General features: G+C 66.8%; 21 protein-coding genes. 12 read left to right on the top strand and 9 right to left on the bottom strand.

Annotated features, from left to right (window positions below):
• Positions 1 to 43 precede the first annotated feature (43 nt).
• From B5520_RS15885 to B5520_RS15865, 5 genes are read left to right on the top strand one after another with little or no spacing between them, the layout of a single operon-like run.
• Positions 44 to 1213 carry a Re/Si-specific NAD(P)(+) transhydrogenase subunit alpha gene (locus tag B5520_RS15885; protein ID WP_079598087.1) on the top strand — a complete coding sequence of 390 codons (1170 nt, stop codon included), beginning with the start codon at positions 44 to 46 and terminating at the stop codon, positions 1211 to 1213.
• On the top strand, positions 1213 to 1527 hold the full coding sequence (locus B5520_RS15880) for an NAD(P) transhydrogenase subunit alpha (RefSeq protein WP_079598049.1): 315 nt from the start codon (positions 1213 to 1215) through the stop codon (positions 1525 to 1527). Before B5520_RS15885 ends, B5520_RS15880 begins: the two co-directional genes overlap by 1 nt.
• Positions 1524 to 2897, top strand: a complete 1374-nt coding sequence (locus tag B5520_RS15875) for an NAD(P)(+) transhydrogenase (Re/Si-specific) subunit beta (RefSeq protein ID WP_079598048.1) — start codon at positions 1524 to 1526, stop codon at positions 2895 to 2897. The genes B5520_RS15880 and B5520_RS15875 overlap by 4 nt, the downstream gene beginning before the upstream one ends.
• Before the next feature lie 48 nt (positions 2898 to 2945).
• Positions 2946 to 3170, top strand: coding sequence for a hypothetical protein (locus B5520_RS15870; protein WP_079598047.1), 225 nt, complete (start codon positions 2946 to 2948; stop codon positions 3168 to 3170).
• The gene (locus B5520_RS15865) at positions 3167 to 4087 is read left to right on the top strand and encodes a diacylglycerol/lipid kinase family protein (protein ID WP_079598046.1); all 921 of its coding nucleotides are present in this window, start codon (positions 3167 to 3169) and stop codon (positions 4085 to 4087) included. Before B5520_RS15870 ends, B5520_RS15865 begins: the two co-directional genes overlap by 4 nt.
• Positions 4088 to 4146: 59 nt before the next feature.
• Here the strand turns inward: B5520_RS15865 and B5520_RS15860 are convergent, their stop codons facing one another.
• Positions 4147 to 4986 (bottom strand): ACT domain-containing protein, encoded by an 840-nt coding sequence (locus B5520_RS15860; protein ID WP_079598086.1) that lies wholly within the window; start codon positions 4984 to 4986, stop codon positions 4147 to 4149.
• Between the two features lie 160 nt (positions 4987 to 5146).
• On the opposite strand from B5520_RS15860, the gene B5520_RS15855 reads away from it, so the two are divergent.
• The 3 genes from B5520_RS15855 (at position 5147) to B5520_RS15845 (ending at position 8317) form a co-directional block, all read left to right on the top strand.
• Positions 5147 to 6211 carry an FUSC family protein gene (locus B5520_RS15855; RefSeq protein ID WP_079598045.1) on the top strand — a complete coding sequence of 355 codons (1065 nt, stop codon included), beginning with the start codon at positions 5147 to 5149 and terminating at the stop codon, positions 6209 to 6211.
• Between the two features lie 60 nt (positions 6212 to 6271).
• Positions 6272 to 7015 (top strand): IclR family transcriptional regulator, encoded by a 744-nt coding sequence (locus B5520_RS15850; RefSeq protein ID WP_079598044.1) that lies wholly within the window; start codon positions 6272 to 6274, stop codon positions 7013 to 7015.
• 111 nt (positions 7016 to 7126) lie between these two features.
• Positions 7127 to 8317: a 4-hydroxybenzoate 3-monooxygenase gene (locus B5520_RS15845; RefSeq protein WP_079598043.1), complete on the top strand. Its 1191-nt coding sequence runs from the start codon at positions 7127 to 7129 to the stop codon at positions 8315 to 8317.
• Here the strand turns inward: B5520_RS15845 and B5520_RS15840 are convergent.
• Entirely contained in the window at positions 8314 to 8850 is a 537-nt protein-coding gene (locus B5520_RS15840) for a TetR/AcrR family transcriptional regulator (RefSeq protein ID WP_079598042.1), read from the bottom strand. The genes B5520_RS15845 and B5520_RS15840 overlap by 4 nt on opposite strands.
• A 56-nt stretch (positions 8851 to 8906) precedes the next feature.
• Between B5520_RS15840 and B5520_RS15835 the strand changes: the two genes are divergently transcribed.
• Positions 8907 to 9962: an FAD-dependent monooxygenase gene (locus B5520_RS15835; protein WP_079598041.1), complete on the top strand. Its 1056-nt coding sequence runs from the start codon at positions 8907 to 8909 to the stop codon at positions 9960 to 9962.
• On the opposite strand, the gene B5520_RS15830 is transcribed toward B5520_RS15835, so the two are convergent.
• The 5 genes from B5520_RS15830 to B5520_RS15810 form a co-directional block, all read right to left on the bottom strand.
• Entirely contained in the window at positions 9963 to 11783 is a 1821-nt protein-coding gene (locus tag B5520_RS15830) for an ABC transporter permease (protein WP_079598040.1), read from the bottom strand.
• A complete protein-coding gene (locus B5520_RS15825; protein ID WP_079598039.1) occupies positions 11780 to 12847 on the bottom strand; it encodes an ABC transporter ATP-binding protein in 1068 nt (355 codons plus the stop codon). Before B5520_RS15825 ends, B5520_RS15830 begins: the two co-directional genes overlap by 4 nt.
• Positions 12848 to 12895: 48 nt before the next feature.
• On the bottom strand, positions 12896 to 13972 hold the full coding sequence (locus B5520_RS15820) for an extracellular solute-binding protein (protein WP_079598038.1): 1077 nt from the start codon (positions 13970 to 13972) through the stop codon (positions 12896 to 12898).
• A 168-nt stretch (positions 13973 to 14140) separates the two neighbouring features.
• On the bottom strand, positions 14141 to 14575 hold the full coding sequence (locus B5520_RS15815; protein WP_079598037.1) for an acyl-CoA thioesterase: 435 nt from the start codon (positions 14573 to 14575) through the stop codon (positions 14141 to 14143).
• A gap of 52 nt (positions 14576 to 14627) precedes the next feature.
• Entirely contained in the window at positions 14628 to 15131 is a 504-nt protein-coding gene (locus B5520_RS15810) for a GNAT family N-acetyltransferase (RefSeq protein ID WP_079598036.1), read from the bottom strand.
• Positions 15132 to 15285: 154 nt separating this feature from the next.
• Here B5520_RS15810 and B5520_RS15805 point away from each other — a divergent pair, with 154 nt between their 5' ends.
• The 3 genes from B5520_RS15805 (at position 15286) to B5520_RS15795 (ending at position 17013) form a co-directional block, all read left to right on the top strand.
• The gene (locus B5520_RS15805; protein WP_079598035.1) at positions 15286 to 15798 is read left to right on the top strand and encodes a MarR family winged helix-turn-helix transcriptional regulator; all 513 of its coding nucleotides are present in this window, start codon (positions 15286 to 15288) and stop codon (positions 15796 to 15798) included.
• A 70-nt stretch (positions 15799 to 15868) separates the two neighbouring features.
• A complete protein-coding gene (locus B5520_RS15800) occupies positions 15869 to 16108 on the top strand; it encodes a hypothetical protein (protein ID WP_139386247.1) in 240 nt (79 codons plus the stop codon).
• Entirely contained in the window at positions 16105 to 17013 is a 909-nt protein-coding gene (locus tag B5520_RS15795) for a serine/threonine-protein kinase (protein ID WP_079598033.1), read from the top strand. Before B5520_RS15800 ends, B5520_RS15795 begins: the two co-directional genes overlap by 4 nt.
• Before the next feature lie 10 nt (positions 17014 to 17023).
• Here B5520_RS15795 and B5520_RS15790 read toward each other — a convergent pair whose 3' ends face one another.
• Both B5520_RS15790 and purB read right to left on the bottom strand, forming a co-directional pair.
• Entirely contained in the window at positions 17024 to 17701 is a 678-nt protein-coding gene (locus B5520_RS15790) for a histidine phosphatase family protein (RefSeq protein WP_079598032.1), read from the bottom strand.
• A gap of 129 nt (positions 17702 to 17830) precedes the next feature.
• The gene (gene purB, locus B5520_RS15785) at positions 17831 to 19273 is read right to left on the bottom strand and encodes an adenylosuccinate lyase (RefSeq protein ID WP_079598031.1); all 1443 of its coding nucleotides are present in this window, start codon (positions 19271 to 19273) and stop codon (positions 17831 to 17833) included.
• Positions 19274 to 19317 lie beyond the last annotated feature (44 nt).

The raw sequence follows: 19317 nt of genomic DNA, 5'->3' as shown, positions 1-19317 counted from the left end.
TTCGCAGGCCGCCGCCGCACTTGTCTGCGAGGGGAGTCAGCGGGTGAAACTGGGCATTCCGCGGGAACGCCGGGACGGTGAATGGCGTGTTGCAGCCACGCCGGAAACCGTGAAGCAACTGACCGCCCTGGGCGCGGAAGTCCTGCTGGAGGAAGGCGCCGGTTCCGCCGCCGGGCATCCTGACCACGACTACCGCCAGGCCGGGGCGCAGGTGGTCCCGGAGCTGGACCTTGCCCGGATGGACGCCCTGGCCCACGTCCGCCCCCTCGACCCGGACACAGCCAAGTCCCTGAAACGGGGAGCGGTGACTGTGGGGCTCGCATCGCCGTCGTCCGAACTGCCCACGGTGGAGGCGCTCGCCGAGGCAGGCGTCACGGCGTTCGCCCTCGAACTCGTGCCCCGCATCTCCCGCGCCCAGTCCATGGACGCGCTCAGCTCGCAGGCCCTGGTGGCCGGCTACCGCTGCGTCCTGGAAGCAGCCATCCGGCTGCCCAGGTTCTTTCCCCTGTACATGACCGCCGCCGGCACTGTTCCGCCGGCCCGCGTCCTGGTGCTCGGTGCCGGCGTGGCCGGCCTGCAGGCCATCGGCACCGCCAAACGCCTGGGCGCCCGCGTCTTCGCCAACGACATCCGCCCCGCCTCCGCGGACGAGGTGGCCTCCATGGGCGGCACTTTCATCCGGCTGGACCTCGAAACAGCGGAGGCTGCGGGCGGGTACGCCCGCCAGCTCAGCTCCGATGCCGGCACGCGACAGCGGCAACTGCTGGCACCGCACGTCGCACAGTCGGACGTGCTGATTACGACGGCGGCAGTCCCCGGCAGGCGCGCCCCGCTCCTGGTGACCCGCGAGATGGTGCAGGGCATGCGCCCCGGTTCGGTCGTCGTCGACCTCGCCGCGGAGTCAGGCGGCAACGTGGAGGGCGTGGTACCAGGCCAGGACATCGCCGTCCCCACCGCCGACGGCGCCGGGCACGTCACGCTGGTGGGCCTGAAGGACCCCGCCTCGGCGATGGCTTCGGACGCTTCCCGCCTCTACGCAAAGAACGTGGCCAACCTCCTGGCACTCATGATCCGTGAGGGCGTGGTGACCCCGGACTTCGATGATGAGGTGGTGGCCGGGGCCTGCCTCACCCACGACGGCGCTGTCCGGCACTTGCCCACGGCGGAACTCCTCGGCGCCAGAACCCGGGCTGGGCAGGAAGGGGTGCTCTGATGGACGGAATGAGCCTGCTGACCATTACGGTCCTGGCCGTGTTCGTTGGCTTCGAGGTGGTGTCCAAGGTGTCCAGCACCCTGCACACACCGCTGATGTCCGGCGCCAACGCGATCCACGGCATCATCCTGGTGGGGGCCATCATCGTGGCCGGGCAGGCCGCCGATCCCCTGGTCCTGGCCGTGGCCCTCCTCGCGGTGGTGCTGGCCACCGCCAACCTGGTGGGCGGGTTCGTGGTCACCGACCGGATGCTCCACATGTTCCACGCCAAGAAAGAGGTTGCCCGGAGCGCGGCGAAGGCGGACAGCAAGTGAGCATCCTCGATCCCGTCTGGACCTCGCTGCTGTACCTCGTCGCAGCGGTCTTCTTCATCCTGGCGCTGCGTGGCCTCAGTTCCCCGCGGACAGCCCGGCGGGGAAACCTCATCGGCGCGCTCGGCGCGCTGATCGGCGTCATCACGGTGTTCCTGTCCATGCGCCTGGACAACATCCCATGGATCCTCGGTTCCATTGCGGTGGGTACTGTGGTGGCTGCGCCCGTGGCCCGGGGCGTGAAAATGACGCAGATGCCGCAGTTGGTGGCGGCCTTCAACGGCGTGGGCGGCGGGGCCGCTGCCTTGGTGGCGCTTCTGGAACTCAGCCACACGGCCGATCCCTGGGTTCGGCTGGCCATCGTGTTCACCCTCCTCGTGGGTGCCGTCTCCTTTGCCGGTTCCGCGGTGACCTTCGCCAAACTGCAGGAACTGATGACCACCCGCCCGGTGGTGTTCCCCGGGCTCCCCGTGGTGATGGCTGCCGTGCTGCTCGCCGCCGTGGGCACCGCCGTCGGCGTCATCCTGACCGGTTCGGCGGCGCTCGCGGTGGTGCTGCTGCTCCTGGGCCTGGCGGCCGGCGTCCTGCTGGTGCTGCCCGTGGGCGGGGCCGACGTTCCCATCGTCATCTCGCTCCTGAACGCGTTCACCGGGCTGGCCGTCGCCGCGTCCGGCGTGGTCCTGGGCAACGTCCTCCTGGTGGTCGCCGGCACCCTGGTAGGCGCTTCGGGCACCATCCTCACCCGGGCCATGGCAGCGGCCATGGGCCGGAGCGTGGCAGGCATCCTCTTCGGCGCCTTCCGGGGAGGTTCGACGGCGGGGTCCACCGCCGTGAGCGAGCGTCCTGTCCGGTCGTCCAGCGCCGAGGACGTGGCCGTGCTGCTGGGCTATGCGCAGCGCGTGATCATTGTCCCGGGATACGGCCTGGCCGTGGCGCAGGGGCAGCACACCGCGGCGGAACTGGCGCAGGCCCTGGAGGCCCGCGGCATCGACGTCGATTTTGCCATCCACCCGGTGGCAGGGCGGATGCCGGGGCACATGAACGTGCTCCTGGCCGAGGCGAATGTGCCGTACGAGTCGCTCAAGGAGATGGGTGAGATCAACCCGGAGTTCAAGACCGCGGACGTGGCGCTGGTGGTGGGCGCCAACGATGTTGTGAACCCGGCGGCGAAGACCTCCACCGGCTCGCCGATTTACGGCATGCCCATCCTGGAGGTGGCGGATGCCCGGCAGGTGGTGTTCCTGAAGCGTTCTATGCGTCCGGGATTTGCCGGGATCGAAAACGACCTGCTGTACGAACCCCAGACGTCACTGCTGTTCGGAGACGCAAAGGACTCGCTGGCCCAGGTGCTGGGGGCGGTCAAGGCGCTGTAGCCTGCAAGGAACAGGATTCACCGGAAACAGCCCAAGGAGCCGTACCGCATGAGCGACCCCCAGACCATCTCCGACGCGCCTCCCGCGGGCCGTTCGTCCCGGCCCGCCTGGCTGCTGCCGGTCATCGTGAGCATTGCCACCAGCCTGCTCGGCATGGTTCTGGTGGCGGCACAGGGTTTGTACTGGATGATTGCTGTCATCGCCGCGGTTGAGGCCCTGGGGATCTTCACCATCATCCGCTCCGCCCGGATCAACGCCCGAAGGACACCATGACCGCCCACAGCTCCAACGCGCTTCAGCGCGCCGCCATCATCGTGAACCCCGCCAAGCCGGTGGACATCGACGTGCGGGGCCTGGTGGCCAAGCACTGCGTCGAAAACGGCTGGGGCGAGACGCTCTGGTACGAGACCACCAAGGAAGACCCGGGCGTCGGCCAGGCGAAGGACGCCCTAGCCGCGGGAGCGGACATCGTCATCGCCGCGGGCGGCGACGGGACCGTGCGGTGCGTCGCCGAGGTCCTTGCCGGCGGCGACGTCCCGATGGGCCTGCTGCCGCTGGGTACCGGCAACCTGCTGGCCCGCAATCTTGGCATGGACGTCACGGATTACGACGGCGCCATGGCCGGTGCGCTGATCGGTACGGAGCGGAAGATCGACGTGGTCCGCGCCCGCCGCAGCGACCCCGACGAGGAGCAGCTGTTCCTTGTCATGGCCGGGGTGGGGTACGACGCCACCATCATGGCGGACACCAACGAGGACCTCAAGGACAAGGTGGGCTGGCTCGCCTACGTTGACGCGGGTATCCGCAACCTTCCCGGCAAACCCGTGAAGGCCACCGTGGTGATCGACGGCCAAACCGTGGTGCGCCGGGGCGTCCGCAGCGTCATGGTGGGCAACTGCGGCAAGGTCCAGGGCGGCCTGGAGATCTTCCCGGACGCCAAGATGGATGACGGGCTGCTGGACATCGCGGTCCTCGCGCCGCACCACGGCCGGCTGGGCTGGCTCTCCGTACTTGCAGGCATCATCGGCAAGGGACGGGGCAAGGACACCGCGGTGGAGTACTTCCAGGGCAAGTCAGTAGAGATCAGCCTGGAGCACAACGACGACTACCAGCTGGACGGCGACCATGAGGGCCAGGGCAAGCACGTCCTGATGACCATGGTCCCCTCCGCCCTCACCCTGCGGATGTAGCACTCGACTGGGTAGCGCGAACTGCCGTTTTGGAGCCTCAAAACGGCAGTTGGCGCTACTTAGTTGGGACGGGAGGCAGCGGGGCGGTGCGCCAGGATCTCGGCGAGCTCTGCGAGCCGGTGGGCGCGGGCGGACTCCGCGGGCGTGAACGGTTCGCCGGGCCGGACGAAGATGATGGGCCCGTGCCAGGCGGTGGGGATCTTCAGGCGTGTGCCGGCGTCGTGCTTTTCCAGGACGGCCTCTGCCGGGCTGAGGATCCGGGCCCGCAGCAGTTCCGCCACGGCCAGGGGAAGCTCCTCCGGGGCGTCGGCAATCCGGGCGGCCAGGCTCAGCGCCCTGGTCTGGCCGTCGGCCATTGCCAGCGCGGTGGTGGGCCAGACGTGCGCCCGGGTGCCGCCGGATTCGTGCAGGGCCTCCAGCAACTCGCGCTCGCTGACGGAGCCGGGAGCAGCAAGGACAAACTCGTCCAGCACCCCGCCCGGCACCGGATGGACGTGGATGCTCAGGATGTTCGTGTCCAGGCGGGCCAGTGCCTTGGTGACTTTCTGCAGCGACCCCGGCTCGTCGCGCAGGACTGTCCGTGCCCGCCACAGAGCCGGTGCCGTACCAAGCTTCCGGCGGTGGCGGAGTGCGGGGGCGTGCAGCCAGCCGCGCAGGATCCGGGCAGCGGACGGCTCCGCCACCCAGATCACCAGGACCGTGGCGGTGACGGCCAGTACGAGGACTTTGGCCACGTAGGGGAGCTGGGTATCCACCACCAGGGCGTGGACCAGGAGTTCGATGGGCAGCATCACGGCCACGTTGGCCAGGGTCAGGCGGGTTTTGGGAGGCTCGGGCATCAGGCCGCAGACTTCACAGCTCAGTTCGGCGGCTGGGGAATGCTGTGCGCGTGGCGTCATGGCATAAGCATCGCCGGGTGCTGTTTCGGCAGCGTTGCCTCCTGATTCCATTCAAGGGAACGCGGCGGGCAGTTTCCGGAGCCGGCGCCGTAAGATCGTGAAGGAACGTCAGCGCGGCCGCCCGTCCAACCAGGTATCGCAGGAAAGGCGCTATTGCCACGTGAAGATGCTCGCTGAGATGTTCAGCATTGCTCCCGCCAACAAGGACCACCACCCTGCCCTGAGATGCGCCGTGGGAGTTTTCGTTCCGCTCTTCATCCTGGTCCTCCTGGGGAGGCTGGACCTCGCCATCTTCGCGTCCTTCGGCGCGTTCACCGGAATCTACGGCCGCGGCGAGCCGCACGGCATCCGCTTCGCGCTGCAGCTGCGCGCCGGGCTGCTGATGTTGCTGGTGATCCTCCTGGCTGCCCTCGCGGCGAGGATGGAGGCGGCCTGGGGCCTGGACGTCCCCACCACCACCTGGCTCCTGGTCCTCGCCACCACCGTGGTTGCCGGGGCCTGCTCGGTTGCCATCTCGTGGCTGCGGCTGCGCCCGGCGGGTTCGCTGTTCCACATCTTTGCCTTCGCCGCCATTGCCTCCATCCCCAATCAGCCGGCCTTGTGGCAGGGCATGCTGGTTTCGGTCCTCACCACCGGCTTCTGCCTGCTGATCGGGTTCTCCTCGCGGGTGCTCCCCAGCCACCGCACGCCGTGGGCCAGGCCCCGGCCCATCCGGCGCACCCCGGACGAGAAACGGGCGGCATGGCTGGAAGGCTTTGGCTACCTGGTGGCCGCCGGGCTCGCCGGGGCACTGGCCACCTGGGCAGGGGAACGGCTTGGATTCGGCCACAACTACTGGGCCATGGTGGCTGCCGTGGTTCCGCTCGTGGGGCACACCACCCGCCACCGGGTGCGCCGCGGAATCCAAAGGATCATCGGCACGGTGCTGGGCCTGGTGATCCTGGCCGGCATCGTGCTGCTGGGGCTGCAACCATGGCAGACGGTGCTCGTGATGGCGCTGTGCCAGTTCGGCGCGGAGATGTTCATCATCCGGCAGTACCTGCTGGCCCAGGTGTTCGTCACCCCGCTGGCACTGATCTCCACGCTGCTGGTGGTGCCTTCGGCGCCCGGCATCCTGCTCCGGGACCGCATCATCGAAACGGTGATCGGGGCCGCCGTCGGGATTGCCGTGGTGCTTGCCCCGGGAGCGTGGCGCCGGGTGCGTCAACGCACGACGACGGCCTAGCCGCCTGCAGCGGCGGGCGGTACCCTGAGGCTTCTACCATTCATCGGAAGCTGGTGCTGCGTGGCGAATTCGAGGTCCGGCGATTCGGTGGTGGACCGGATCGTCCGGCTCATCTCTGCCTTTCCGCCGGAAGTCAGCACGCTCCAGCTGTCCGACCTTGCGGTCCGGGCGGACCTGCCGCTCACCACCACGCACCGGCTGGTCCGGCAGCTGGCGGGGCATGGACTCCTGGAGACGGGGCCTGAGGGCATGGTGCGTCCGGGGCTGCGGCTGTGGGAGCTGGTGAACCGCACGTCCCCAACCCTTGCCCTGCGCCAGGCGGCCATGCCGTTCATGGAGGACATCCAGCAGGTGCTCAACCAGAACGTGAACCTCGCCGTGCTGGACGGCTGGGAGGCGCTCTTCGTGGAGCGGCTGTCCCGGCGGGGCTCCGTGGCCAACCGTGCCCAGGTGGCCGGGCGGATGCCCGTCCACATCTCTTCTGCGGGGCTGGCGCTGATGGCGCACCAGGACAAGGCACTCCAGGCGCAATACCTGGAGCAGTTCGTCGATCCCGACGGAAAGGTCACCAGGGACGCCATCCGCGCGCTGCTCAGCGAAACGTCCCATCAGGGCTTCGCCCAGCTGGCCGGCGTCGTGGACCCGGACACGTGGGGCATCGCCGTCCCCGTGCTGAACCGCAAGCAACGCGCGGTGGCATCCCTCGGCGTCGTGGTTCCCCTGCGCGAGATGCGTCTGCAGGCGTTGGTGCCCGCCCTGCAGACAGCCGCCCGCGGCATTGCCCGGAACCTTGCCGACTCCTGACCAGGAACCATTCAACGGAATTGATGTAACGACAGTCACCCCTGGCGGCGCACACTGTTAGCCAGACGCACCGAACCGGCCCCAGCGGCCCCGCAACGAAGCGAGAGAATCATGGCAGCACGCAAGATCATCACCACCCAGGTGGCCATCATGGGCGCCGGCCCCGCCGGGCTGATGCTGTCCCACCTGCTGGCCAAGGCCGGCATCGAGTCCACCGTCATTGAAGTCCGCAGCCACAAGGAGATCTCCGAGACGGTCCGGGCCGGAATCCTGGAGCACGGGACGGTCAACCTGCTGGTGGACAGCGGCGTCTCGGACCGGGTGCTGCGTGACGGGGACCGGCACGACGGCATTGAGTTGCGCTTCAACGGTGAAAGCCACCGCGTCGACTTCAAGGACCTGGTGGGGGAGTCCGTCTGGCTGTACCCGCAGACGGACGTTTTCCTGGACCTCGCCGCGCGCAGGACGGCCGACGGCGGCGACGTCCGGTACAGCGTCACGGACACCACCGTCCACGACCTCGAAGGCAAGCCGAAGGTCTGGTTCACCGACTCCGACGGCGTGGAATACGAAATCCAGGCAGACTTCCTGGTGGGCGCCGACGGATCCCGCAGCCACTGCCGGTTCCAGATCCCCGAGGCGCACCGCAAGTGGTACTTCCACGAATACCCCTTCGCCTGGTTCGGCATCCTGGCCGAGGCTCCGCGCAGCTCCGACGAACTGATCTACGCCAACTCGTCCAACGGCTTCGCACTGATCAGCCAGCGCACCGAGACCGTGCAGCGGATGTACTTCCAGTGCGACCCCAAGGAAAACGTCGCCAACTGGGACGACGACCGCATCTGGGCCGAGTTCCGCAGCCGCGTGAACGGCAACGGCTTCGAGCTCAAGGAAGGGCCGGTCATCGAGAAAATGGTCCTGCCGTTCCGCAGCTTCGTCCACACCCCGATGCGCCACGGCAACCTCTTCCTCGTGGGCGACGCCGCCCACACGGTCCCGCCCACCGGCGCCAAGGGCCTGAACCTTGCCATCCATGACGTCAAGGTCCTCTTCGAAGGACTTGACACCCATTACAACTCCGGATCGGACCGCCTGCTTGAGGCGTACAGCGACCGCGCCCTGGAACGGGTCTGGAAGGCGCAGCAGTTCTCCTACTGGATGACCACCATGCTCCACACCCCCGCCGACGCCGACGATTTCTCCCGTGCACGCCAGCTCGGCGAACTCAACTCCGTCGTCTCCTCACGGCACGGACTGGCCTACCTCGCCGAGGCCTACACCGGCTGGCCCGGCGCCCGCTAAGCCAGCAGCCGCCGGACTGCTGCGGCGATGGCTCCCGCGTCCGGTCGCTCACCGCGCCTGACTGTGAGCAGGTGCAGCAGCACGCCGTCGCCGTAGTCCGCCAGGTCCCGTGCCCGGGCCGGCGCATCCGCCACTCCCAGCGCTGCGAGGGCCTGCTCCAGGCCGCCCACCAGCCGGAAATGTCCCGCTGTCACTGACTCGGGCCTGTCGAGGGAGATGGCCAGGCGGGCGCGGCTGAGCCCCGCGTGCCGCCCGGCCAGCGCCAGCATCAGGGTGGCCAGCTGGTCTGCCAGTTCCTCAATGTCCTGCGGCGGACCGGCGGGGCCCTGGTCCTGCAGGAGTGCGGCGTCCAGCTCCAGCATGCGGTCAAGCACCGCTTCCACGAGGGCCGCGCGGTTCCGGTAGTAGTTGGAGGTGGTGCCCTCGGGCAGGTGTGCGGCGGCATCCACTGCCCGGTGGGTGAGGCCCTTCATGCCCTTCTCCGCCACCACGGCGAGGGCGGCGTCCATCAATTCGGTGCGTCTGTCGGGCATGGCCACAGTCTAATTGCCCCCTAGCAATCCACTACAAAAGTAGTAGAATCACGGGCATGGAAACCATCTCGATCATTGGCGGCGGAATCGCCGGACTGGCACTGGCCGCCTGCCTGGACCCGGCCCGGTTCCAGGTGACGGTGTATGAGAAGCGCCCCGAACTGCCCGCTGTCGGAAACGCGCTGGGCATGTGGCCGAACGCCCAGCGTGCGCTGGAGCGGCTGGGAATCCTTGAAGAGGCGCGGGCGGTCAGCCCGGTGATCGGCAGCGGATCCGTCCGTGACGCCCAGGGTGAGCCGTGGGTCACCGTCAGCGTGGGGGATATGTTCGGCATATCCCGGGTTGACCTTCTCCGGTTGCTGGACGGCGCCGTCCCGGGAACCGTCCAGCGGATCACCAGCAACGTCCGGTCACTTCCCGCCGACGGCAGCCTTGTGGTCGGTGCCGACGGCGTGCACAGCGCAGTTCGCCGGGAGGCCTGGGGCGCCGCAACGGATGCCCGCCTCACCCCGTACCTCGCCCTCCGCGGGACTCTCCCTGCCCCGGTCAGTCCGGACGAGGTGGGAGAGTACTGGGGCCGCGGCGACCTGTTCGGGATGGCTGCCGCCCGGGGAGGATCCTTCTGGTACGCCAGCTACCGGTCCGGGCTGGGCCCGTACGGGATTGACACAGCATCGGCATTGGAACAGGCCCGGGAACGCTATGCCACCCACGCGCCCGCCATCCGCCGTACGCTGGCCGCAGCCACTCCCGAAGCATGCCTGGTCCAGCGGATCTGGACAGTTCCGCGCCTGGGCTCTTATGTCCGCGGGCGGACCGCGCTCGTCGGCGATGCCGCCCACGCCATGCTCCCCACCCTGGGTCGCGGCGCCTGCGAGTCGCTTGTGGACGCGGTGACACTGGCTGACCTTCTCAACACGCTGCCCGAAGACCAGGCACTGCGTGCCTACGACCGGCAGCGGCGGCTGCGGACCCGCGTCCTGAGCCTGGCATCCTCGGCGCTGGGGCGCGTCGCCCTCGCCGACGGTGGCCAGCCCCTGCGTGACCGCCTCCTCAGCCTCGCCCGACGGCGGAACCGACGTTCCGCCGTCGTCACCGGTTCCGCGGACTGATCACCGGACGGGAGCTGCCGGCTGTGCGGCATCCTCTGTGGATACCGGGGTTCCGGGAAGACCCGGACCGGGGACCGGGGAGGCGGGCGGAACGGCCGGCAGCCGCTTCTTCCGTGACTTGCCCCTGCTCGAGCGGCCGTAGACGAGATACATGGTGACGCCGGTGATCACCATCAGGAGCACTGTGTAGACGAAGGTGTTGGCAACCCCCGCCACGCCTTCGGCGCCGTCGGTGTTGGCTTTGATGACCAGGCCCAGCGGCTGGACCAGGGGGTGGGCCAGGAAGATGGCGGTGTCGTAGTCGTCCAGCAGGCTGTTGAAGTTCAGGGCGGTGATGGCGGCGGCCGCCGGAAGCACCAACGGCAGCAGGATCCGCCGGAACACATACAGCGTCCTGGCACCCATGATGGCCGCCGCTTCCTCCAACGAGGAGTTCACCGAGGCGAAGGAAGCCTTGAGCATGCGGAGCGTGAACGGGATCTTGACGGTGACAAAGGCGATCAGCAGGATCACCGTGGTGCCGGTGAGCACCGCACCGCCTACCAGCGGATTGGGGTGGTCGTAGCTGATGATCAGGCCAAGGGCCAGCAGTGCCGAAGGCAGGATCCAGGGAATGTGCAGCAGGTATTCGAAAGCTGTTGCCACCCAGTTTTTGTATTTCTGCAGCAGCCGGGCCACGAACAGCAGCCCGCCCACGGCGATGAGCGCGGCCAGTGCGCTGTACACCACGCTGACGATGAACGGCCGCAGCCCGGACTGCTGGGTCAGGACCCGCACGTAGTTGTCCAGGGTCAGGTTGCCCAGGGCGAGCTGGCCGGTCTGGATCGCGGCGCCGTCCGCGAATGAATACAGCACGATCAGCACCACGGGCAGCGTGTACACCGCGAACAGCAGGTATGCCAGCACATGGACGGCAATGTTGGCTGCGGGGTTGGTGATCTCCTGCTTCTGCAGCTCGGAGGACACCTTGGACACCGAGAAGTAGGTACCGCCCTTCTCCAGCCGGGACATCACCGCGAGCATCAGGATGGTGGCCAGGCCAAGGATCACGGCCAGCAGCGCAGCGAGGTCCCGTGAGGTGGGGCTGTTGGTGAACGTCAGGATCATCGGGGTGATGGTCTGGAAATCGCGCCCGCCCAGCACCTGCGGGGCGCTCAGTGCCCCCAGCCCAGTAAGGAAGGACAGGATGGTCACGGCGAACAGCGTGGGCTTGAGCATGGGAAGCACAATCCGGCGCAGGATGGTCCAGGTGGAGGCGCCCAGGTTCCGGGCGGCCTCGATGGTCTGGTAATCAATGCCCTTGAGCGCGTTCGCCACGAAGAGCATGTGGTTGGTGGTGGTGGCAAAGGTCATCACCACCAGGACCGCGAAAAATCCGGAGAACCAGCCCGGATCCATGCCGGGAAACACCTTCACCAACAGCGAGGTGACAATTCCCTTGTCCCCATAGATGAACTTGTACCCCGCGGCCAGCACGATGCCGCCGTAGATGAAGGTGGAGGCGTAGCCGAGGAACAGGATCCGCGAGCCCCGGATCCGGAAGTAATGCGTCACCAGGACGATGAAGATGCCCACCAGGTTGACCGTGATGGACAGGGCCACTGCCAGCAGGAAGCTGTTGCCCAGCGCCTTCATGGCCCGCTGGGACGAGAAGAGCTTTTCGGCCGCCCGCCCGGAAAAGCTGCCGTCCGGAAAGAACGTGGCCATCAGGACGTTGACGTTGGGCCATACCAGGAACGCGGCGATGAACCAGGTGAGCACCACACCCACCACCAGGACGAACGGGGAGCGGACCATCCCGCGGACGGACGCGCTGCTCATGGCAGGACGACCGCCCGTTCCTGCTGCCTCAGGGCGACGCCCGTTTCCCGGTGGTACTGCAGGATATGGGCAGGCTGGAGGTAGACAGTGGTTTCCGTTCCCGGTTCCGGGTGGGCTCCGCCATCCTCCTTGACCAGCAGCCGGATCTCCGCGCCGTGGCTGCGCACCACATACCGGCTGTGCAGGCCGTGGTAGGTGCGGGATACCACGGTACCGGGAAGTCCGACGGCGGGGCTGCCGCCGGCAGGTGCGGCAAGTGACGCCTTCTCCACCCGCAGGTACGAGGTGGCTTCCGTGCTGAGCTGCGCGCCGGAAAGACGGTTCACTTCGGCCACGAACTCCGGTGTCAGGGTGGAGCTGTCACCGATGAAGTTGCAGACGAACTCCGTCCCGGCATGGTCGTAGATTTCCTGCGGGGTGCCCACCTGCTCCACCACTCCCTTGTTGAACACGGCCACCCGGTCGCTCATGGCCAGGGCTTCGTCCTGGTCATGGGTGACGTACACGGTGGTAATGCCGAACTCGCTCTGCAGGTCCTTGAGCTGCTGCCGGAGCTGGTGGCGGAGCTTGGCGTCCAGGTTGGACAGCGGCTCGTCCAGCAGCAGGATCTTGGGCCGCAGCACCAGTGCCCGCGCCACGGCCACCCGCTGCTGCTGCCCGCCGGACAGCTCGGCCACGTTCTTGGCCAGCTGCTCATCACTGAGTTCCACCCGGCGGGCAATGTCCCGGACAAGCCGGTCACTGTCGGCCTGCTTCTCCTTCCGGACCCGCAGGCCGAAGGCTATGTTCTCCCACACGCTCATGCTCGGAAACAGGGCATAGTTCTGGAACACCATGCCCACCTGCCGCTTATCGCTCGGCAGCCGGGTGACGTCCTTGCCGTCCACGTGGACAGTGCCCGCGGACGGCTGGATGAAACCGGCCAGGGTGCGCAGCGCCGTCGTCTTTCCGCAGCCTGACGGGCCCAGCAGGGTGAAGAATTCGCCCGGCCGGACGTGCAGGTCCAGGTGCGGTATGGCGGTGAAGTCACCAAAGGAAACTTCAATGTTGTCCAAGCGGATCATGGCAAAACCTGTCTGGTGGAGCGGGAAAGCTGGCGGCGGGAAACCGGACTACGTCATGTACTCGAGCTCGATCTTCTCCACCCAGGCGCCCATGTTCTCCTGCACGAACTCCCAGTCGATGTCCTGCTGCTTGAGGTCCGCGAAGAAGTCCACCACCTCGGGGTTGGCCTTCGCTTCGGCGGACTTGTTCACCGGCATGGAGTTGAACTGCTGGGCAAACGCACCCTGGACATCCGCACTGCCGAACCAGTCGATGAACTTCTGCGCCTGCTCCTTCTTCCCGGTCCCCTTCACCAGGGCGATCTGCTCCACCGCGAGCGGGACGCCCACGGAGGGAATGACCGTGTCAACGTTCACCTTGAAGGACTTTTCCCGTTCGGCGATGATCGAGGACGGCATCTGTCCCATGTCCACCTCGCCGGAAGCGATGCGTGCGAAAAGGTCGGTCTTGGCAACGGCCGGGCTGCCGTTCTGGAAGTACTGCTCGACCTGCTGCCAGCCCTCATCGGAAATGCCCAGGTCGCCGGAGTCGTCCCGGTAGCGGCTGAGGATGCCGGCGAACACGAGCTGGGCGGTGGCGGTGCCCAGTCCGGTCACGCGCTCGTAGCGGTCCTTGAATTCATCCTTGGTCCACAGGTCCGTCCAGTCCTGCGGGGCGGAGTCCTTGGAGATCTTGTCTGAGTTGTAGCCCAAGAGGATGGCCTGTTTCACCAGGGGCCAGTAGGTTTCGCCGTCGCCCAGTTCCTTGTCCACCTCGCCTGCCCAGGAGGGGGTGTACGGTTCCAGGGCGTCTTCGGCCTTGATCTGCGAGAAGTACATGTTGTTCAACCCGAAGGCCACGTCCGCGATCGGGTTGTTCTTCTCGGCAATCAGCTTGTTGGTGGCATCCGCACCGCCGGCGCCCACGATCTCGATGGTGAAGCCGGCTTCTGCTGCCTTGGCGGTCAGCCATTCGCCGCGGCCTTCGCCGTTGGAGTTGGTGTACACCACCAGCGTTTCGCCGGAACCCCCGGCGGGAGCGGAGGACGCGTCTGCGGAGGAAGCGGGCGGAGATGCGGCACCGCCGCATCCGGCAAGAAGGGCGGCGGCGACGGCGGCGGCAACCAAGGACTGCAATTTACGCACGATCAGGACTCATTTCTGCACTGGAACCGGAGCATGTCCGCACAGCCTATAGCCGGGCAGGCGGAATGTGGGGCCGTTTTGCTATCGATTCGATAAACAGCCCGGCTGTTCACTGTGGTCCAGTGGAGGGAATGATGGGCGGCGTCCGGGTGAACGCCGGGTGAAACGTCAGTCCTGGGTCACTGTTTCGGTCAGGTGGTGGGTGGGAATGCGGTCGCGGTCATAGGTGATCTCCGTGTAGCCATGCGGTTCGGGCTTTCCGGAGGGATTCAGGTTAACGAAGACGATCTCCTCGATGGTGAGGATGCTCTGCCGGGTGATCATGTTGCGGACTTCGGCGCGCATGGTCAGCGATGTCCTGCCGAACCGCGTGGCCGTCAGGCCCATCTCGATCAGGTCGCCCTGGACGGCCGAGCTGACGAAGTTGATTTCCGAGATGTACTTTGTCACCGCCCTGCCGTTGCCCAGCTGGAGGATGGCGTAGATCGCGGCTTCCTCGTCAATCCACTTCAGCAGGCTTCCACCGAACAGGGTCCCGTTGGCGTTGAGGTCCTCAGGACGTACCCACTTGCGGGTGCGGAAGGTGATGTCTGCTGTTTCCATAGGCCGAGATTAGCCGAGGCGCGGAATCCCTACGCACTTGTGACGCCGGCCCTTATGCCATGGCCGTGTGGGCAGCGCTTCGTGCATCAATGCTCTTGGCGTAGCAGTAGGAGTGTTCCACCCCGATATAGGGACCATAATTCGGGACCGGCTCAAACCCGGAGTTCTGGTAGAAATTGCGGCCGTCCGGCTGTGCGGAACCGGCTTCGGCCTTGATCCTGGTGATCCCCTGTTTGTGTGCCTCTGCCTCCAGTGCGGCCAGGATGGAGCTGGCCACGCCCGAGCCTCGGGTGTAGGGAAGGACGTACAGGCGCTTGATCTCGGCGGTGGTGGAATCCAGGAGCCGGAGGCCGCCGCAGCCCACGGGCTGGCCCGATCCCTTGTCATACGCCACCAGGAACACGGCGCAGTCAGCGCCCGACGGCGGTGTGCCGGGTTCGTGGTCAGGGGTACCAAAGCGCGCATCGAGTTCAGCCTGCTGCGCTCGGCGCAGGTCGGCGCCCACAGGGTTGGACCAGGATACCTGCCGGATGTTCAGCCGCGGATTGGTCTGCATGTCTGCCTCGATTCGCCGAAGGGATATGCATTAAAAGGCTAGAAGCCGGCGGTTACGCGGGTGTTTCTTCTGCGTAAGCGGTTGGATAACGTGGACGGGCCGCTTAGCCTGTATTGCTAGCTTGCCTACTTATCAGTTGGTCTAAGATCAATCCATGGGTTCCACGGGTAACGAAGGCTCCGGCTACTGGTACGGTCCGGACGGGCGGTTGGATTACGGTGCTGCCGTGCTGAAGTCACTGCGCGATTACCGGGCCGCGGAGACTGCCGTCCGCCGTTCCACCAGGGACTCCATGGGCATGGGCGAAACGGACATCCTGGCGCTACGCTTCCTCCTCCGCGCGCAGGCTTCCGGGAAGGCGGTTGTTCCCAAGGATTTGAGCCAATTCCTCGGCATCACCAGCGCGTCCACCACCTCGCTGATCGACAGGCTGGTCGCCAGCGGGCACGTCCGCCGCGAGGCCCACCCCTCCGACCGCCGCTCCATCGTCGTCATTCCCACCGTGGAATCCGACACGGAGGTGCGCGAAACGCTGGGTGCGATGCACCGCCGGATGATGACTGTTGCCGAAGGTCTGACGGCGGACCAGGCCCACGTCGTGGTCGACTTCCTGCAGCAGATGACGGATGCCCTCTCCGTCAGGGACGGGCACCAAAAAAGTAACTAGTCGGACTAGCTAGTCTAGCTAGTAATATGTAAGCTTACGATCAACCTTGAAGTTTCTTCCTTAGGGAGTCGTGAGCGCGTTGACCACTTTTACCGAAGTCCATTGCGGGACGCCCATGGAACTTGCCACTCCTGCCATCGGGCGGGTGGGCGCTGGTTACAGCTTTCCGCCGGACGATGCCGTCCTCATCGAACTGCCGCCGGTATGGCGTTGCCGCTGCGGATTCCAGCTCGATGCCTGGCTGCCCGCTGACTCCGCCGATGAAGCGGCAGTCCTGGCCGAAGCCTGCGCCCCGCCACGGCACCCATGACCGCGCCCGCCCTGGCTCCCGCAAAACACGCACCCAGCGAACAGGGACACCCGGAACGGGGACGTGCGCACCGGCCTCGCCGCGCCGAGAACCCTGACGGAAGCGTCGTCGTCGCGGGGCGCTTTTACCTCAAGGAACGCCTTGGGCGCGGTTCCGCAGCAGAAGTCTTCCGGGCCGTGGACCTCGCAGGCGGACCGGATGTGGCCGTCAAGATGGCTTCGGTGCACTCAGCCAAGCAGCACGAGCGGATCCGCAACGAAGCCGGCATCCTGGCGGCGCTGGATCATCCCTCCATCATCAGGTTCATTGCCCACGGTTCCCTGCCGGACCACGGACCGCACGGCGGGCGGCCGTTCCTGGTGCAGGAGCTGGCGCTGGGATCCAGCATGTCCGAGGCAGTCCGGATCAACAGCCACAACCCCGGCGACGTGGCAGTCTGGGCCCACGGGCTGTTCAGTGCGCTCGCCCACCTTCACTCCAAGGGCCTGGTCCACCGCGACATCAAGCCTGCCAACCTGATGCTGAGCGGCCTGCGGAGAAGTCCTGTCCGGATCATCGACTTCGGAATCACAGCGGCAGCCGCCTCAGCACCCGAGCCGGGCATCTCCTCCGGAACAGTGCACTACATGAGCCCGGAACAGGCAGCAGGAGGGGCCGCCCGGCCATCGTGGGATGTCTACTCCCTGGGGCTGGTCCTCCTGGAACTGCTGACCGGGACCAAGGCGTTTCCCGGGACTGCCATCGAATCCCTGGTGGCCAGGACGCTTCGCAGCCCTGATGTTCCTGATGTCGTGGCGCCCCGCTGGAGGCCGTTCCTGCGGTCCCTGACGGCCATGGACAGCCGGGAACGTCCGACGGCGGAAGAGGCTGCGGCGTTTGCCGCACGGCTTGTCCCGCAGCACTGAGCCGTGACGGCTAAGGGCCCGCTACGTTCCCACCGGTAGGATCTTCTGCCGTGGGATCTGCGAGGGCCAGCCCGCCGACAGGGCTGCCGTCCCAATGGAGCAGTTTCCAGCCCGCGTCGGGGTCGCCTTCCAGGGCGACGATTCCGGTGTTCGCCAGTACGTGGCGTGCGGCGAACTCGTGGTCAGCGTCCTCCGCCCGGCGCCCGGCCCAGGTGCGGATCGCGGCACCATGGCTGACTACCGCTGCAGTTTCATGCTTTCCTTGAGCCGCCTGGTCCACCACCCGGGTGATGGCAGCGTCGAAGCGGTCGAAGAACGCGTGGCCGTCCGGCCCCGCCGGCATGCGGACATCAAGATCCCCGGCCGCCCAGGCGAACACCGTCCCCATGTACCGCTTGTGGGACTCGTGGTCTGTCAGTTTTTCCAAGGCGCCGGCCTCGATCTCATGAAGGCCATCCAGCACGGTCACGTCCAGGCTGTGCAGCTTGCCCAGCGGCGCCGCGGTGATCTGTGTGCGGATCAGGGTGGAGGCATACAGCGCGCCGATCGGCTCGTTGGCCAGCGACCTGGCCATGGCCTCGGCCTGCCGTTCGCCAAGTTCGGTGAGCCCGGGCCCCGGATGGGCGGTATCCAGCTGGCCAAGGACGTTGCCGGGGGTTTGTCCATGACGGATGAGCAGCAGCTTCATGCTCTCCAGTTTCGCACCCCGGCAACAGGACCGTGGACCGGCGCCGTGCAGGGCCTGGCAACGCGAAGGCGCCGGGCCCGCCAGAGCCCGGCGCCGCCGTCGTACTTCCTTTGATGTTTGCCGGCCGGCCTACTTGAGGTGGTCCACCAGCTGGTCGGCGATGCCCGTGTACTTCCCGGGCGTCAGAGCGAGCAGGCGGGCCTCAGCGTCGGCTGAAAGGCCCAGGCTCTGCACGAATTCCTGCATGCGGGCGGCGTCCACGCGCTGGCCCCGGGTGAGGTCCTTGAGCCGCTCGTACGGGTTTTCCATGCCTTCGACGCCGGCAATCGCCTCCGCGCGCATGACCATTTGGATGGCCTCGCCCAGGACTTCCCAGTTGGTGTCGAGATCCCCGGCCAGCACGTCCTCAGCTACGTCCAGGCGTTCCAGGCCTTTGGCGACGTTGGAGATGGCGAGCAGTGAGTGGCCAAAGGCCACGCCGATGTTGCGCTGGCTGGAGGAGTCCGTGAGGTCGCGCTGCCAGCGGGAGGTCACCAGGGTGGCGGCCAGGGTGTCCAGCAGGCCGTTGGAGATTTCGAGGTTGGCCTCGGCGTTCTCGAAGCGGATCGGGTTGACCTTGTGCGGCATGGTGGAGGAACCGGTGGCTCCGGCCACGGGGATCTGGGCGAAGTAGCCGATGGAGATGTAGCTCCAGATGTCCGTGCAGACGTTGTGCAGGATGCGGTTGAAACGCGCGACGTCGGCGTACAGTTCTGCCTGCCAGTCGTGGCTTTCAATCTGCGTGGTGAGGGGGTTCCAGGTCAGCCCCAGCCCTTCCACGAAGGACTTTGCGACGTGCTGCCAGTCTGCGCCGGGAACCGACGCAACGTGGGCGGCGTAGGTGCCGGTGGCACCGTTGATCTTGCCGAGGTACTCCGTCCGGGCGATCCGCTCCAGCTGGCGTGTGAGGCGGTGTGCGATGACCGCCAGTTCCTTGCCCAGGGTAGTGGGCGTGGCCGGCTGCCCGTGGGTCCGGGACAGCATGGGAACGGCGCGATTGTCCTCAGCCATCCTGCTGATCTGGTCCACGAGCGCGCGGGCGGCGGGCAGCCACACGTCCTCCACAGCGCCCTTGACTCCCAGGGCGTAGGAGAGGTTGTTGATGTCCTCGGATGTGCAGCCGAAGTGGACCATGGCCGTCAGGTTTTCAATGCCGATGCCGGGGAGGCGGCGTCCGATGTAGTACTCCACGGCTTTGACGTCGTGAACCGTGACGGCTTCGATTTCGGCCAGTTCAGCGACGGACGCGGCGTCGAATTCGGTGACGATGGCGCGGAGCTGCTCCTCCTGTTCCGGGGTGAGCCGCCCGGCGCCCGGGAGGACGTTGTTGCTGGTCAGGTGGATGAGCCATTCCACTTCCACAGCCACACGGTCACGGTTCAGCGCAGCTTCGGACAGGTAATCAACCAGCGGCGCGACGGCGGACTGGTACCGGCCGTCCAGGGGACCGAGCGCGATTTTTTCCGGTGACGCGGCAAGGGCCAGGCGTCCTGAGGGCGTACGTGTATCAGCTGTGGCGGCAGTTTCAGGCATGTGCTGATTCTTTCACGAACTCCGGCGGCTCCTTAAGCGTGCCT

Source organism: Arthrobacter sp. P2b, assembly GCF_900168295.1.
GTDB lineage: Bacteria > Actinomycetota > Actinomycetes > Actinomycetales > Micrococcaceae > Arthrobacter.
This window is presented reverse-complemented; position numbering and strand designations above follow the sequence as displayed.

What these genes read in the sequence shown, in the direction of transcription:
- B5520_RS15880 (WP_079598049.1), top strand. Translation starts at nt 1,213, where the DNA reads ATGGACGGAATGAGCCTGCTGACCATTACGGTCCTGGCCGTGTTCGTT.
- B5520_RS15870 (WP_079598047.1), top strand. Translation starts at nt 2,946, where the DNA reads ATGAGCGACCCCCAGACCATCTCCGACGCGCCTCCCGCGGGCCGTTCG.
- B5520_RS15865 (WP_079598046.1), top strand. Translation starts at nt 3,167, where the DNA reads ATGACCGCCCACAGCTCCAACGCGCTTCAGCGCGCCGCCATCATCGTG.
- B5520_RS15860 (WP_079598086.1), bottom strand. Translation starts at nt 4,986, where the DNA reads ATGACGCCACGCGCACAGCATTCCCCAGCCGCCGAACTGAGCTGTGAA.
- B5520_RS15845 (WP_079598043.1), top strand. Translation starts at nt 7,127, where the DNA reads ATGGCAGCACGCAAGATCATCACCACCCAGGTGGCCATCATGGGCGCC.
- B5520_RS15840 (WP_079598042.1), bottom strand. Translation starts at nt 8,850, where the DNA reads ATGCCCGACAGACGCACCGAATTGATGGACGCCGCCCTCGCCGTGGTG.
- B5520_RS15835 (WP_079598041.1), top strand. Translation starts at nt 8,907, where the DNA reads ATGGAAACCATCTCGATCATTGGCGGCGGAATCGCCGGACTGGCACTG.
- B5520_RS15830 (WP_079598040.1), bottom strand. Translation starts at nt 11,783, where the DNA reads ATGAGCAGCGCGTCCGTCCGCGGGATGGTCCGCTCCCCGTTCGTCCTG.
- B5520_RS15825 (WP_079598039.1), bottom strand. Translation starts at nt 12,847, where the DNA reads ATGATCCGCTTGGACAACATTGAAGTTTCCTTTGGTGACTTCACCGCC.
- B5520_RS15815 (WP_079598037.1), bottom strand. Translation starts at nt 14,575, where the DNA reads ATGGAAACAGCAGACATCACCTTCCGCACCCGCAAGTGGGTACGTCCT.
- B5520_RS15810 (WP_079598036.1), bottom strand. Translation starts at nt 15,131, where the DNA reads ATGCAGACCAATCCGCGGCTGAACATCCGGCAGGTATCCTGGTCCAAC.
- B5520_RS15805 (WP_079598035.1), top strand. Translation starts at nt 15,286, where the DNA reads ATGGGTTCCACGGGTAACGAAGGCTCCGGCTACTGGTACGGTCCGGAC.
- B5520_RS15795 (WP_079598033.1), top strand. Translation starts at nt 16,105, where the DNA reads ATGACCGCGCCCGCCCTGGCTCCCGCAAAACACGCACCCAGCGAACAG.
- B5520_RS15790 (WP_079598032.1), bottom strand. Translation starts at nt 17,701, where the DNA reads ATGAAGCTGCTGCTCATCCGTCATGGACAAACCCCCGGCAACGTCCTT.
- purB (WP_079598031.1), bottom strand. Translation starts at nt 19,273, where the DNA reads ATGCCTGAAACTGCCGCCACAGCTGATACACGTACGCCCTCAGGACGC.